At 57.7% G+C, this 13,962-nt stretch carries 21 protein-coding genes; 16 read left to right on the top strand and 5 right to left on the bottom strand.

Annotation, left to right across the window (positions count from 1 at the left end):
* Window positions 1-56: 56 nt before the first annotated feature.
* The gene (locus tag BQ8290_RS05995) at window positions 57-455 is read right to left on the bottom strand and encodes a hypothetical protein (RefSeq protein WP_108788474.1); all 399 of its coding nucleotides are present in this window, start codon (window positions 453-455) and stop codon (window positions 57-59) included.
* 14 nt (window positions 456-469) lie between these two features.
* A complete protein-coding gene (locus BQ8290_RS05990; RefSeq protein WP_108792003.1) occupies window positions 470-1,003 on the bottom strand; it encodes a ClpXP protease specificity-enhancing factor SspB in 534 nt (177 codons plus the stop codon).
* A gap of 130 nt (window positions 1,004-1,133) precedes the next feature.
* On the opposite strand from BQ8290_RS05990, the gene hisB reads away from it, so the two are divergent.
* From hisB to pal, 14 genes are all read left to right on the top strand, one after another.
* Complete coding sequence (hisB, locus tag BQ8290_RS05985) at window positions 1,134-1,751, top strand: imidazoleglycerol-phosphate dehydratase HisB (protein ID WP_108788472.1); 618 nt, start codon at window positions 1,134-1,136, stop codon at window positions 1,749-1,751.
* On the top strand, window positions 1,744-2,040 hold the full coding sequence (locus tag BQ8290_RS05980) for a YciI family protein (RefSeq protein ID WP_337661065.1): 297 nt from the start codon (window positions 1,744-1,746) through the stop codon (window positions 2,038-2,040). Before hisB ends, BQ8290_RS05980 begins: the two co-directional genes overlap by 8 nt.
* Entirely contained in the window at window positions 2,033-2,668 is a 636-nt protein-coding gene (gene hisH / locus BQ8290_RS05975; protein WP_108788468.1) for an imidazole glycerol phosphate synthase subunit HisH, read from the top strand. The genes BQ8290_RS05980 and hisH overlap by 8 nt, the downstream gene beginning before the upstream one ends.
* 52 nt (window positions 2,669-2,720) lie before the next feature.
* Window positions 2,721-3,449, top strand: coding sequence for a 1-(5-phosphoribosyl)-5-[(5-phosphoribosylamino)methylideneamino]imidazole-4-carboxamide isomerase (hisA, locus tag BQ8290_RS05970; RefSeq protein WP_108788466.1), 729 nt, complete (start codon window positions 2,721-2,723; stop codon window positions 3,447-3,449).
* The gene (locus tag BQ8290_RS05965) at window positions 3,446-3,715 is read left to right on the top strand and encodes a hypothetical protein (protein ID WP_337661064.1); all 270 of its coding nucleotides are present in this window, start codon (window positions 3,446-3,448) and stop codon (window positions 3,713-3,715) included. The genes hisA and BQ8290_RS05965 overlap by 4 nt, the downstream gene beginning before the upstream one ends.
* Window positions 3,712-4,476: an imidazole glycerol phosphate synthase subunit HisF gene (hisF, locus tag BQ8290_RS05960; protein ID WP_108788464.1), complete on the top strand. Its 765-nt coding sequence runs from the start codon at window positions 3,712-3,714 to the stop codon at window positions 4,474-4,476. The genes BQ8290_RS05965 and hisF overlap by 4 nt, the downstream gene beginning before the upstream one ends.
* Before the next feature lie 47 nt (window positions 4,477-4,523).
* Window positions 4,524-4,841: a phosphoribosyl-ATP diphosphatase gene (locus tag BQ8290_RS05955; protein ID WP_108788462.1), complete on the top strand. Its 318-nt coding sequence runs from the start codon at window positions 4,524-4,526 to the stop codon at window positions 4,839-4,841.
* A gap of 12 nt (window positions 4,842-4,853) precedes the next feature.
* Window positions 4,854-5,249, top strand: a complete 396-nt coding sequence (locus BQ8290_RS05950) for an HIT domain-containing protein (protein WP_108788460.1) — start codon at window positions 4,854-4,856, stop codon at window positions 5,247-5,249.
* A gap of 101 nt (window positions 5,250-5,350) precedes the next feature.
* Window positions 5,351-5,845, top strand: coding sequence for a hotdog domain-containing protein (locus BQ8290_RS05945; protein ID WP_108788458.1), 495 nt, complete (start codon window positions 5,351-5,353; stop codon window positions 5,843-5,845).
* 2 nt (window positions 5,846-5,847) lie between these two features.
* Window positions 5,848-6,585, top strand: coding sequence for a protein TolQ (tolQ, locus tag BQ8290_RS05940; protein WP_443112308.1), 738 nt, complete (start codon window positions 5,848-5,850; stop codon window positions 6,583-6,585).
* The gene (locus tag BQ8290_RS05935) at window positions 6,586-7,032 is read left to right on the top strand and encodes a biopolymer transporter ExbD (protein WP_108788456.1); all 447 of its coding nucleotides are present in this window, start codon (window positions 6,586-6,588) and stop codon (window positions 7,030-7,032) included.
* A 12-nt stretch (window positions 7,033-7,044) separates the two neighbouring features.
* Window positions 7,045-7,869 carry a cell envelope integrity protein TolA gene (locus tag BQ8290_RS05930; protein ID WP_108788454.1) on the top strand — a complete coding sequence of 275 codons (825 nt, stop codon included), beginning with the start codon at window positions 7,045-7,047 and terminating at the stop codon, window positions 7,867-7,869.
* Between the two features lie 2 nt (window positions 7,870-7,871).
* On the top strand, window positions 7,872-9,296 hold the full coding sequence (gene tolB / locus BQ8290_RS05925; protein ID WP_108788452.1) for a Tol-Pal system beta propeller repeat protein TolB: 1,425 nt from the start codon (window positions 7,872-7,874) through the stop codon (window positions 9,294-9,296).
* Between the two features lie 71 nt (window positions 9,297-9,367).
* Window positions 9,368-9,895, top strand: coding sequence for a peptidoglycan-associated lipoprotein Pal (pal, locus tag BQ8290_RS05920; protein ID WP_108791999.1), 528 nt, complete (start codon window positions 9,368-9,370; stop codon window positions 9,893-9,895).
* Between the two features lie 54 nt (window positions 9,896-9,949).
* Here pal and BQ8290_RS05915 read toward each other — a convergent pair whose 3' ends face one another.
* The gene (locus tag BQ8290_RS05915; protein WP_337661063.1) at window positions 9,950-10,114 is read right to left on the bottom strand and encodes a hypothetical protein; all 165 of its coding nucleotides are present in this window, start codon (window positions 10,112-10,114) and stop codon (window positions 9,950-9,952) included.
* 188 nt (window positions 10,115-10,302) lie between these two features.
* Here BQ8290_RS05915 and BQ8290_RS05910 point away from each other — a divergent pair, with 188 nt between their 5' ends.
* Together BQ8290_RS05910 and BQ8290_RS05905 are read left to right on the top strand one after the other, a co-directional pair.
* A complete protein-coding gene (locus BQ8290_RS05910; protein WP_108788448.1) occupies window positions 10,303-10,836 on the top strand; it encodes a DnaJ domain-containing protein in 534 nt (177 codons plus the stop codon).
* Between the two features lie 30 nt (window positions 10,837-10,866).
* A complete protein-coding gene (locus BQ8290_RS05905) occupies window positions 10,867-11,406 on the top strand; it encodes an NAD(P)H-dependent oxidoreductase (protein WP_108788446.1) in 540 nt (179 codons plus the stop codon).
* Here BQ8290_RS05905 and BQ8290_RS05900 read toward each other — a convergent pair.
* Window positions 11,403-12,242 carry an SDR family NAD(P)-dependent oxidoreductase gene (locus BQ8290_RS05900; RefSeq protein ID WP_108788444.1) on the bottom strand — a complete coding sequence of 280 codons (840 nt, stop codon included), beginning with the start codon at window positions 12,240-12,242 and terminating at the stop codon, window positions 11,403-11,405. The two genes, BQ8290_RS05905 and BQ8290_RS05900, sit on opposite strands and share 4 nt — an antisense overlap.
* 146 nt (window positions 12,243-12,388) lie before the next feature.
* Complete coding sequence (locus BQ8290_RS05895) at window positions 12,389-13,717, bottom strand: cystathionine gamma-synthase family protein (protein ID WP_108788442.1); 1,329 nt, start codon at window positions 13,715-13,717, stop codon at window positions 12,389-12,391.
* Window positions 13,718-13,962 lie beyond the last annotated feature (245 nt).

Raw genomic sequence — 13,962 nt, 5'->3', positions numbered from 1 at the left:
GCCGCTAAAAATCAAGGGGCAGCTGCACCCAATGCGCCGGTATTGTAGGCGTGGTTCTATTCGGCGTCGTTTGGCGATCCCGCCGGCGGCGATGCCTCTTTCGCCAAACGGCGTTGGCGGGCTTTGCCGCGATCATAAAGGGTTTTGGCCAGCAAACCCCCGCTAACCATCAACAAACCGGGGACCGACCGGGTCGCCAATTTGCTGGCTCCATAAAGCCCCAATGTCGTGATAACGGCGCGCCCATCCAAAAGGTCTTGTGCGTCGCTGTCTTCGTCAACGCTGGCTTTCGCCACGCGTTTTTCTACTGCATTGCGAAACAGGGTCGATGCCCCGCGCACCACAATATCGGCGATCAATAGGTTTGTGCCGGCATCGGGGCTGGGCAGTGGGACTTTGCGGGCAGCGGTTTTGGCCGTCCCTTTATCATCCGTTGATGATCCGCTTTTTGCCATAATCGGCGCAACGCTTACTTCTTGCGGCCGAAATCAACAGTGACAACGTTGGAGCCGTCCTCTTCGTCGCTGTCGCTTGTCGTGCTTGTGTCGCTGTCTTCGCCGTCGGCGGAAACGCTCAACCCGACACCGTCATTTTCGGCATCGTCATGCTCTTCGGGCGCCATTTCGGTCGCCGAAGCTTGAAATTGAAGGCCGAAATCAACCGCCGGATCCACGAAAGCCGTGATCGCGGCGTAAGGAATTTCCAATTTGGCCGGAATTTGATTGAACGTCAGCCCAACCGAAAACCCATCATCGCGCACTTCTAATTCCCAAAATTTGTTCTGCAGAACAATGGTCATTTCATCGGGGAATCGTTCCTTCAAATGAGATGGGATCGATACGCCTTGTGCGTGGGTTTTGAAGGTGATGTAAAAATGATGCGTGCCGGGCAATTCGCTGCCCCCGCGTTCAATTTCGCCCAACACACGGCCGACAACGGCGCGCAGGGCTTCTTGGACGATCTCATCATACGGGATCAGGCTATCGGGGGTATCATCGGTCATTATGCTGTGAATCGTGACCGTGTGCGTCGCGCGGGTCAAGCGTTTCGTGCGCACTTTTGATGGTTTATCGGCGCGTTTTATCGCAATCACCCGCTTGCACGGCGTCTTTGCGCAGCTATAGCCGGGTTCCATGAGCAACACGCCAAACTCCTCGACCCGCACTGGCTCTGTGACGCGCAAAACCGCCGAGACAAGCATCGCCATTTCCGTCAATCTGGATGGAACCGGTGCCTATGATGTTTCCACCGGCATCGGCTTTCTCGATCACATGGTGGAACAGTTTTCCAAACACTCCTTGATCGATGTCACGATGCAGGTGACGGGCGACCTGCATGTGGACCAACACCACACGACCGAGGATTCTGCGATCGCGTTGGGTCAGGCATTGTCGGATGCGTTGGGCGACAAAGGTGGCATTGGCCGATATGGCAGCGCCTATTCCCCGATGGATGAAACCTTGTCGCGCGTTGCCCTTGATATTTCCGGGCGGCCTTTTGTGGTTTGGAAAGCGGGTTTCACGCAAGAAAAGCTGGGCGAGTGGGACACGGAATTGATCGAACATTGGTTCCATTCGGTCGCGCAGACCGCGGGACTAACGCTGCATATTGAATTGCTCTACGGCAGCAACAATCATCACATCTGTGAAAGCATTTACAAAGGCTTTGCCCGCGCAATGCGGATCGCGGTTGAACGCGACCCCCGCAAAGGCGACGCAGTGCCAAGCACAAAGGGGCAATTGGGTGGATAGTGTGTTTATCGCGACGTTGACCTACACGGTTCCGATTGAACAAGTTGATGTCTTGCTGGCAGATCATCTCGCTTGGTTAAAGGCCGGCCATGAAAACGGCCATTTCCTCGCATGGGGCCCAAACAATCCGCGCGATAGCGGCACAATCTTTATTCGCGCGACCGATCGCGCCGAAGCAGAAGCCGTAACCGCAACCGATCCGTTCCTTGTGGGCAATGTCGCAACCATCACCATCACCGAATGGACACCGCGTTTCATTGGGCCCGGCTTAGAGGCGCTGAGTGGCTGACACCGCCGACACTGTAGCCTTAATTGATTACGGCGCGGGCAATCTGCATTCGGTTCACAATGCTTTGAAAGCGGTGGGCGCGCACGTTATCGTCACCGCCGATCCCAATGTGGTGCGCGCGGCTGACCGGATTGTGTTGCCCGGGGTGGGCTCGTTCAAAGCGTGCGCAGAGGGTTTGCGCGCCATTCCAAACATGGTGGAGGCGATGACAGAACGCGTCCGCGTCGGCGGCGCGCCGTTCTTGGGCATTTGTGTCGGCATGCAATTGTTGGCCGATGCGGGATTGGAGCATGGTGTTACTCCGGGTTTGGGATGGATTTCCGGCGAAGTGCGATTGATCGAACCAAAAGATCCCGCAATTAAAGTGCCGCATATGGGGTGGAACGATGTGGCGGCATTGCCCCATGCAAAAGATCACGATGTGATCGATGGGGGGGAGGCGTATTTCCTCCATTCCTATCATTTCGTTGCGCAAAACCCGTCGGACATCGCGGCCATGACCGATCACGGCGAAGGGTTGGTCGCAGCGGTCGCCTGTGACAATATTTTGGGCGTCCAATATCACCCTGAAAAAAGCCAAGCCTATGGCCTTGCCACGCTGAGCCGTTTTTTGGAGTGGAAGCCATGATGTTTTATCCCTGTGGCACGCCTGCTTTGCCTTCCTTTTGCGAGTTCGTTTCATGATCGTTTTTCCGGCCATTGATCTTAAAGCTGGCGAAGTTGTGCGCCTTTCCGAAGGGGATATGGAGCGCGCCACCGTCTACGGCGATGATCCCGCGGCCCAAGCGATGATGTTCGCCGAATCCGGGGCGGAACATCTGCATGTTGTGGATCTTGATGGGAGTTTTGCCGGACGCACCGAAAATCGCGAAGCGGTCGAAGCGATCATCGAACAGTTCCCCGGCTATGTGCAATTGGGCGGCGGTATCCGCGATGCGGCAACCGTTGAAGGGTGGTTCAACCTCGGCGTTGCGCGCGTGGTCATGGGGTCGGCGGCGTTGAAAGATCCCGAATTCGTCAAAGAAATGGCGCGCGAATGGGAAGGCGGCATCGTGGTCGCGGTGGATGCAAAGGATGGCATGGTCGCCACCGAAGGGTGGGCCGAAGTGTCCAATGTCCCCGTGCACGATTTGGCCCGACGGTTCGAAGATGCGGGCGTCGCCTCGCTGTTGTTCACCGATATTGGGCGCGATGGATTGTTGAAAGGCGTGAACATCGACGCGACCGTGGAATTGGCGCAGCGGGTCGACATTCCCGTCATCGCCAGCGGCGGGGTCAAGGGGCTGGATGATATCCACGTCCTGTCGATCCATGCGCATGAGGGGATCGAAGGGGTGATCACCGGACGCGCTTTGTACGAAGGTAAGCTGGATTTGGCTGCGGCGATTGCCATGGGTCAACGATCGTGACCATCGCCAACATTGCGTTGATCGCGGCATTTGTGATGGTCGCATGGGTCGTGGTCGATTGGCGCCGGGGCAAAACGGCGCTGGGTCGCCATCGCCTGACCAAAGAAGACACGCCCGACAAATATTGGATGGCGATTGTGCTGTATCTCAACATGGCATTCGCTCTGTTGTGGCTTCAGGGCAGAGTACCCGTCGAAGAAGCGGTGCCGGTTTGCCCGAATGGCGAGGCGACTTGTGTCTTGGTCGATGTGGGACAAGCGGTATGACCGTGCGCGTCCGCGTTATCCCATGCCTTGATGTGGCCGATGGCCGGGTGGTGAAGGGGGTCAATTTTGTGGACCTCAAAGACGCAGGCGACCCGGTGGAACAGGCGCGCGCCTATGATGCTGCGGGTGCCGATGAACTGTGCTTCCTCGACATTTCCGCCAGCCACGAAGGGCGCGGAACACTGCTCGATATCGTTAAACGCACCGCCGAAGTGTGCTTTATGCCGATGACGGTCGGAGGCGGGGTGCGCAGTGTCGATGATGCGCGCGCGCTGTTGCTGGCCGGCGCAGACAAGGTCGCGATCAATTCTGCCGCTGTTGCGCGTCCCGAATTGGTGGCGGAAATCGCAAAGAGGTTTGGCAGCCAATGCGTCGTCGCCAGCGTCGATGCGCGCAAAGTGACCGATGGGAAATGGGAAATATTCACCCATGGTGGCCGCAAACCCACAGGGATTGACGCGTTGGAATACGCGATCAAGGTTGCGGAATTGGGCGCGGGCGAATTGCTAGTAACATCCATGGATGGCGACGGAACACAGGCGGGTTACGATCTGGAATTGACCCGCGCGATTGCCGATGCGGTCGCCGTTCCGGTTGTCGCGAGCGGCGGTGTTGGCACGCTGGACCACTTGGTCGAAGGGGTCCGTGATGGCCATGCCAGCGCGGTTTTGGCCGCGTCCATATTCCATTTTGGCACCCATTCGATCTCAGAAGCGCACGCCGCACTCAGATCGGCGGGTCTGCCCGCGCGCGGCGTTTAAGACGCGGATCGCTGGATTGCTTGCGCCCGGCGTGTAAGGATAAATTTATGACCACGTTAGAACGCCTCGAACAGACCATTGCGCAACGCAGCAAAGCTTCACCCGACACCAGCTATGTCGCCAAATTGAACGCAAAGGGCGTATCAAAGATGGCGCAAAAGGTCGGCGAAGAAGCGACCGAAACTGTCATTGCCGCCGTGTCGCAAGATTCCGATGCGTTGATTGGCGAAAGCGCGGATCTGCTGTTCCATCTTATGGTCTTGCTGCAAGCCAAAGGCGTCGCATTCGATGATGTCTTGGCCGAATTGGACCGGCGCGAAGGGCTATCGGGTCTCGACGAAAAAGCCAGCCGCACACCCGACTAAAGGAGCGAATACATGCCCATCGATCCAACGCTGCCTTATGATGACAACAACATCTTTGCCAAAATCCTGCGCGGAGAAATTCCATCCAAGACGGTCTATGATGATGAATGGGCCTATGCTTTTGAAGACATCAACCCTCAGGCCGAGACCCACACATTGGTGATCCCGAAAGGGCGCTATGTCAGCTGGGACGATTTCAGCGCCACTGCAAGTGCGGATGAGATTGCCGGCTTTGTTCGCGCGGTGGGGATCGTCGCGCGGGAAAAAGGCTTGGTGGAACCGGGATATCGTTTGATGGCGAATATCGGCCGAAATGGGCATCAAGAAGTGCCGCATTTGCACGTCCATATTTTTGGCGGGCAAAAGTTGGGGCCGATGATCGCTCCAGAATTTGCCAAACGCGGGTAAAAGGGTCTGGTCGCACGCCAGATTCGTTTCACCGCCGTTCATGCAGCGAAAGCCAAACCATCGCTTTTCAGCGAATCCACTCTGCGCTAGGTCGATATTGTATGGTTAAACCCACTCCTCCCGGCGGTGTTTTTGATGGACCGCGGCATTTATACGCCGTGCGGGTCTATTATGAGGACACCGATCTATCTGGCATCACATACCACGCCAACTACCTCCGGTGGTTCGAACGCGCGCGTTCGGATTTGTTGCGCATGCTGAAAATCGATCAACGCGCCGCGATTGAAGCCGGCGGCGTTGCGCCCGAAAACGGCGACGACCCTGACCGTGACAAAGGCGGGGCCTATGCCGTGTCAGAGATCAATCTGAAATATCTGCGCCCAGCAAAGTTGGACGATGATGTGGTGATCGAAACCACGTGCACCGCGTTGGGCGCGGCCAGTTGTCGCATGCACCAAATCGCGCGACGTGGTGACGATGTGTTGTGCGAGGCGAGCCTGCGGGTTGGCTTTATTACTCTCGAAGGGCGCCCGCGCAGGCAACCGGCCGAATGGCGCGCCGCCTTTGATGAATTTATGACCAGAGAGGAAGTGTAAGAGTGCCTTTTGCATTTTTGAATGCGGCTGTGAGCGGCCCAATTGCGGCAAACGCGGCGGCGATTGCCAACGGCCCAACACGGTTGGACCCGATTGAATTGTTTCTGGACTCCGACATCGTTGTCAAAGCGGTGATCGTTGGGTTGGTTTTGGCCAGCGTTTGGACATGGACCATCATTGTGTCGTTCTGGCTCAAATCGGGTGGGCTCAACAAAAGTTCGCGCCGGTATGAGGCAGATTTTTGGGAAACGCGCGATCGCGAAGCGGCCTTGAGCAAGAAAATGCGCAGCCAAGTGCCATCGGCACGGGTTGCGGGCGCGGGCTTGGATGAATGGAAACGCTCCACCAAAAACACTCCCGTTGATCGCGATGCGACGCGGCAACGGATCGGCGCGGCGATGGAAAGCCAAATCGCGCATGAGGCCGATGAATTGGCCGGACGGTTGAATTTTCTGGCAACCACGGGATCTGTCGCGCCTTTTGTGGGATTGTTCGGCACCGTCTGGGGCATCATGAACAGCTTTTTCCAAATCGGTGCGCAACAAAGCGCGTCGCTTGCGGTGGTGGCGCCAGGCATCGCAGAGGCATTGTTCGCGACAGCGATTGGCCTGTTCGCGGCCATTCCCGCGGTCATCGCCTACAACCGTTTCAGCGACACCGTGAACCAGTATGAGGCCAAGTTGCAGCGTTTTGCCGATAAGGTTCACGCCGGTTTGAGCCGCGAATTGGATCGCGTTTAAATGGGAGCGTCGCTTAGCAACACCCGCAGAGGGGGCCGCCGCAATCGCCGCGCGGCAATGGCCGAAATCAACGTCACTCCGTTGGTTGATGTCATGCTGGTCTTGTTGATCATCTTTATGGTGACGGTCACGTTGCCTGCCGTGGGTGTACCAATCGAATTGCCCGAAAGCCGGGCCAATGCAGTCGAAGAAACACCCAATCAAGTGACCATAAGCGTCGACAATCAAGGGCGTATTTTCATTGAAAATGAGCCGGTTCCCACTGGTGCATTGCCCGATGCGTTGGCGGCGTTGAATCGCGGCGGCGATGGGCGTTTGCCCAACATCGTCCTTCGCGGCGACAGGAGCCTTGATTACGGCCGGGTGATGGCGGTGATGGGGGAATTGGGCCGCGCTGGCTTCACCTCGATCGCTTTGGTCACCGACGGTTCAGTTACCGCGCCATAGCGAGGACGCGTGATGGGAGAGACAGCTTTTCGCTTTGAAGAACGGATCGGCTTGATTGCCGCAATTGTTCTGCACGTGGCGTTGGTGGTCGTTTTGGCGATGCAATTCGCCCTGTTCCCACCCAAAGACATCACTCCCGACCGTATGACGGTTAGTCTTGCGACCGAAGTCAGCCTTGAGGCCACCGCACCAGAACCGGTGGCCGAAAGTCGCGCGGCAATTGCGCCTACCTTGTCCGAGGAACCGGCCCCACCCGAAGAGCCCGCTCAGGTTGAGCCGGTGGAAACCGCGCCCAGACCCGCGCCGGTGCCGCAAACGCGGCCGGCCCCCACGCCGCAAACGCGGCCCCAAACCCGCCCGACAAACACCTCTCCGCCGCGACCACGCACACGGCCCGATCGTCCACGGGAAACCACGCCCGCGCCGCGCAACACCGGCGGCAGCAGGATCGGTGACAATTTCTTGGGTGGATCAGGCAATTCGACCAACACCGATGAAACCCGCCCACCCGCGGCGACATTTGGGCGTAGGGAGCGCGCGGCTTTGGCATCGGCGATCACGCGTCAATTGCGACCGAATTGGAATCCGCCCACTGGGGTCGACGCGGATAAGCTGGTTTCGACCGTCTCATGGCGCCTAAACCAAGATGGAACGTTGCGCGGCACCCCGACATGTCGCACCCAAAACAACAGCATCACCGCATCCAACAGACCCCAAGTTGGCCTGCATTGTGAACGTGCAATTCGCGCGGTTCGAAGTGCTGTCCCTTTTAACTTGCCAGAGCAGTTCTATAGTCGCTGGGACGATCTCGAATGGCAATTCGACATAAGGCTTTGAATATGAAGACGACAACGCTGTTAACCGCGCTGGTTGCATGGGTGGGGCTGATTGCTTCGCCCGCATTCGCACAAGATGCGGGGACTTCGGATCTGGATCAGCCTTTGGGCGAAGGCGGCGCCGTCGCTGATATCGCCATCGACGGCGACGACGATGATGGGCCATTGCGCGGCACAGTCACGGCGGAAAACAACTGGGATGATTTGGGCATTGCGATCCCCGCATTTGCCACAAATCGTGACGCGCCCACACCGGCCAACGCCGATGGCACGCGCGCATTGGGTCGGGAAATCGCGCGGGTCATCACCGCAAATCTGCGCAACAATGGCTTGTTTGAGCCCACCGGCCCGGATCGTTTGCCTAGCCCGCAATTCCAACAAATCCGCAACCCTGCATGGAGCAGTTGGGGCGGGCGCGGTGCAGAGATGCTGGTCCATGGATTTGTCAACGCCAACGCCAATGGCCGACTTGTCGTTGGGTGCTACCTTTATGATGTCGCGCTTCAGGATGAATTGATCCGCGAAGGGTACGAAGTGCGCCCAGCAGATTGGCGGCGCGCGGCGCACAAATGTTCCGATCTCATCTATGCTCGATTGACCGGCGAAGATCCGTTCTTTGACAGCCGTATCGCATATATCGCAGAAACCGGGCCAAAGGATAATCGGGTTAAACGCCTCGCTGTGATGGACAGCGACGGGGCGAACCACCGGTTCCTCACTTTGGGCAGCGCGACCGCGCTAACGCCGCGCTATTCGCCGGACTATTCGAAAATCCTCTACCTTTCCTATGTTGATGGAAACCCGCGTATCTATGTCTATGACATTGGTTCCGGGCGTCAGACATTGGTCACCGAAAATCGCAGCCCAACCATCGCCCCGCGTTGGTCGCCTGATGGACGCAATATTCTGTTTTCTATGGCGGTTGCGGGCAACACGGACATTTACCGCGTTCCGGTGTCGGGCGGCACGCCCACCCGGCTGACCAACACGCCGGGGATCGATATCGGCGGATCATATTCGCCCGATGGAACACGGATTGTTTTTGAAAGCGATCGGTCCGGCACTCAACAATGCTATGTCATGAATGCCGATGGTTCCAATCAACGCCGAATCACATTTTTCGGCGGCCGCTGTGCCACGCCAGAATGGAGCCCGCGTGGCGATCAAATCGCCTTCACACGGATCGCCGGCAATTTTAATGTTGCAGTTATGACGCCTGCAGGGCGTAACCTTCGGGTGCTTACAGACGGATGGCAAGATGAGGCCCCAACGTGGGCGCCCAATGGCCGGATCATTCAATTCTTCCGGACAACGCGCGATGCGGGTCGATCGTCCTTGTGGCAAGTCGACCTGACGGGGCGCAATGAAAGGAGATTGCCGACCCCGGTTGACGCATCGGATCCCGCATGGGGCCCCATCCGTCCTTGATCAAAGACACGCCTTTTAATTTCAACGCGCCGGACCAAAAATTGTCTGGCCCAATTCGGAGAGCAAATACGATGACTTTCTCCTTTTCCAAAACGGCCACTGCGGCTGTGCTGACATCCGCGCTTGCGCTTGGTGCTTGTTCGAAAAAGGCACCCGAAGAGCTGCCGCCGCCACCGGTAACCACACCGGCGCCAACCGCGACACCAACGCCCACTTTGCCGGCAGGGCCCGCGGTTGGCACGCAAGGGCATTTTGAAAATGCGGTTGGCCGTTCCGCGGTCATCTATTTTGACACTGATCGTTTCAACATCGACAGCAGCGATGCCGCCGCGCTTCAGGCACAGGCGCAGTATTTTGCACGCTTTCCGCAACTGACCTTCACCATCGAAGGTCATACCGATGAACGCGGCACCCGCGAATACAACCTGGCGTTGGGTGAACGGCGCGCCAATTCGGCGAAGAACTACCTCGTCAGCTTGGGCGTGGCCACAAACCGGATCCGCATTGTCAGTTTTGGCAAAGAGCGCCCCGTTGCATTGGCATCCAACGCAAGCGCGTGGGCACAAAACCGCCGCGCAGCCAGCATCATCATCAATTGATCGATCAATGAATTTTCTGCGCTCGCTCCTATCGTTGGGGCGGGCGTGGAAGGTTTACGCGGCGCGGTTGTCCGAAGCCGGGAATTCAACCGCTTCATATTGAACCCACGAAGGCTCACTCTGAGCGGTGTCCAACACGGTGCCCGCACGCGCAACCAACGCCAAGCTTACCAAGGCGAGCGCTGAAAACAGGCTGGAAATTGTCAGTTGTTGGCTCATTTGCATCCCTTGGCTTCGGCGCGTCATAGCCGCGTCGAAGTAAACACTCTATTGCAATGCAACATTTTAGATTGCAACCGGTTCCCAAATCCTTTGTCGCGCCTTTGCAATTGTCGCCATTGGCATTAGATGAACTGCGTGAGCTGCACGATAAACATCATCATCCCCGCGATTGAAGGCTGTGCCTAATGGCGAAAGCAGGCCGTTCAAACGATTGGGGATTTCCGCGCTGGCGTTCCTACGACAGCTCGCGTGAGGCGGTGGCTCAACGCGAATGCGATCGCCATGGTTGCGGCGAACCGGGCCTGTGCCCCGCGCCCAAATCACCCAACAGCCCGGACCGTTGGTATTTCTGTCAAAAACACGCGGCGGAATACAACAAAGGTTGGGACTATTTCGAAGGGCTCGACAAAGAGCAAAAGGCCGAGCGCGCGAAAGCCGAAAGGCAGGAGAGCGAAGGCTATGCAGAGGCGTCGCATTACGGTTGGACTGGATCCGGTGACGGATCACGGACTGCCGATGAAATGCGGGCACTGGAAGTGTTGGGATTGGAATCCGATGCCGATTTCGCGGCGATCAAAAAAGCCTATCGCGTCAGAGCCAAAAGCGTCCATCCCGATGTAAAGCCGGGCGATGAAGAGGCCGCACAAGAATTTCAAAAACTGCAAGTTGCCTATGAGGTGCTGCGCGCGGCCGAAGATCGCCGCGAGTGGCGCGGATAGGCGCACCTTTTTCTCAACACAGGAACTGTCATGCGAATTCTCACTTTTGCCGCAAGCAACTCGTCCACTTCGATCAACCGTCAGATCGTTGAATATGCCGGCCGCATTGCTGCCGAAGTGATTGAAGGCGCGGTGATCGAAACGTTGAACATCCATGATTACGAAATGCCGCTTTACCAATCCGACCGCGAAGAAGCGGGCGGCATCCCGCAATTGGCGCATGATTTTCTAGCGAAGATCGGATCGGTCGATGCAGTGATCATCGCTTTTCCTGAACACAATGGCGCCTATCCAGCGGCGTTCAAAAATCTGTTCGATTGGTGCAGCCGTTTGGGCCGCGAAGTGTGGCAAGGCAAACGCATGGCGCTGCTTGCCACATCGGACGGTGCGCGCGGGGCGCAATCTGTTTTGGAATTTGCCGTGGGTGCAACGCCGCGCTTTGGCGGCGATGTGGTCGGGCATTTGTCCGTCCCAGAATTCAGCAAAGTCTTTGACCGCGAAGCAGGCGCGCTAACGGATGCCGATCTGAACGCGGCTTTGCGTGATCTGGTTGGAAAACTCGCGGGCTAAGTCTTTGGCCCGGCAAATCCCGGATTGGCCGCGGTCGAATTGATTTGCGGGCTGGGATTGTCGTTCCACCACGCCACATCGGTCCATGGCCGAATATCAATTTCATGCGTCCAACAATTGCGCGGTTGTTGGGCAAGGTTCCAATAGGTTTCGGCAATGGCGGCAGGGTCGATGACGCCCTCATCGCCTTTGCTGGCCTTAAACGCGTCGAATTTGTCGCCCAACAATTTGCCCAATGTGTCCGGCGCATCAACCGCCCCGTCGACGACGATATGCGCGACGTGAATGCCCTTTGGCCCATATTCCGCGTTGAGCGTTTGGCATAGCATCCGCCGACCGCCCATTGCGGCGGCGTGGCTGTGTTGTCCCGCATTACCGCGCACCGCCGATGTGGCCGATGTGACCAGCAATGTGCCGTGTTTTCCGGTTTTGGCGCGTTCGACCATGGCGGGGAACATTGCATGGGCCAGACGGAAAACGCCGTAACACCCCAGCCGCCAGCCCAATTCGAATGTGCGGTGCGGCGTGTCGTGAAGCTCACGATTGCCGATCTGTGCGCCAAGATTATACAACGCGCCTTCGATCGGGCCTATGTCGCGCTCAACGCGTTCAACCAAGTCCTCAATCGCGCCGTCTTCGGATGCGTTGAGCAAAGTGCCAGAGGCTGTGCCGCCAGCCGCCTCAATTTCGGCGATCATCCGTTGAAGGCCCGCTTCGTCAGAGCGTCGCGCCAAAACCGTGTGATAGCCCCCGGCGGCAAATCGCGCGCCCGTGCTGCCGCCAATTCCGGCTCCTGCACCGATGACTAGGAAGACGGGTTTTCTGGTGTCGGTCATGGATGGCTCCCTTACGAACGCTGAGTGCGTTTTGATTTGTTGTTCGCAGGAGAGTGCAGTGATGAGGTCTCAAAGACAAGCGTCATTGAGACCTCACTGCGTAAGTTGAGTGCGTGTTCGTGGCCCCTTGGAAGAGACGGCGAAACTCAAACCTGTTCGAGCGCCTGTTCAAAGTCCGCGATCAGATCATCGGGGTCCTCGATCCCAATGCTGATGCGCACGAGGCTGTCGGTGATGCCCAAAGCCGTGCGGCGTTCAGGAGCGACCGAAAGGTGAGTCATGCTAGCCGGGTGGCTGGCCAGCGTCTCTGTCCCGCCAAGGCTGACCGCGAGTTTGGCGATTTGCAGATTGTCTAGGAAGGCAAAGCTCTCTGCCTCGCCGCCTTTGATGAACACGCTAAATGTCGAGCCAGCACCTAGGCAATGCCGGTCATAGATGTCTTGTTGCCGGGCATCGGTGATGTCGCCAAGATAGCCAAGGCCGGTGACCTTGGGGTGGCTTTTCAGGAAGGCGCAAACTTTGGCCGCGTTTTCGCCAGCGCGCTGCATCCGCAACTCCACCGTTTCCAATGAACGCAGCAACATCCACGCGGTGTTGGGATCGACGATGCCGCCCATTGTGTTGCGCAGCGCCCGAACCGGATCCATCCATTTCTTCGCGCCTGCGATGCTGCCCGCGACAAGATCGGAATGACCGCCGACATATTTGGTCAAGGAATAGGCGACGATGTCCGCGCCGTGCTCCAATGGCCGCTGCCAAAGCGGGCCGAGGAATGTGTTGTCGATGGCGATTGGGCAATCCCATTTGAGGTTTGCGTCGCGCGCTTCTTTCACCGCTTCGATATCGACCAGAGCGTTGGTCGGATTGCCGGGGCTTTCGAGATAGATCATCGCGACCTTTCCGCCGTTCTCACCCGCTTGGCATTTCGCGCGTTTGAGAACGTCGTCCAATTCTTCGCGCGTCGCACCAGCGGGGAAATCGATGTAGGTAACACCGAACTTGGCCAACACTTTGGCGACGAACCCTTCGGTCGCGGCGTAGAGCGGGCCGGAATGGACGATCACGTCACCTTGCCCAACATAGGCCATCATCAAAACACAGATGGCGGTCATGCCGCTGGAAAAGGCGAGAGCGTCTTCTGCCCCATCCCAGACCGATAGACGGTCTTCCAAAATCTCTTGGTTTGGGCCGTTAAAGCGCGAATAGACGAGGCCTTCTGCGCCGCCTTCGCGTTTTCCGGTGATCCCTTCGAAATGGCGTTTGCCATCCGCTGCGCTGGGGAAGGCAAATGTGGATGTAAGGAAGATCGGAGCCTTCAATGACCCTTCCGAAAGGACCGGGTCAAACCCGTGTCCCATCATCAGCGTCGATGGCTTTAAAGGACGGCCATTGATGCTGGTCCGCTCAGGCTTTGGCTTGCGGCGCGGAGTGGGTGTGTCGGTGGCGGAGTTTTGATCTACGGGTCTATCGGTCATGCTAACGCATCCCTTTCAACGCCCCCAGGAAGGCAGGGGCCGTTCAAAAGGACCAATGGGGCGCCCGCTCCTAACCTCCGCAGAAGCGCCTCTCCCCAAAGGCCGCTGCAATGGGCACCAATTACCGCCAGATGGTTGCAGTTGCAACCGGTTTGCGGCGGCTTTCTTGTGGATGTCGCGCATGGATGAACGCGTTGTTGCGGCCAAGAATGCGTGGTCTTGGCGGGGCAACATTCGCCACCCGT

The organism is Erythrobacter sp. Alg231-14, from assembly GCF_900149685.1.
Classification (GTDB): Bacteria; Pseudomonadota; Alphaproteobacteria; order Sphingomonadales; family Sphingomonadaceae; genus Erythrobacter.
The sequence above is the reverse complement of the archived record's forward strand: the minus strand, read 5'-3'. Positions and strand labels throughout refer to the sequence as shown.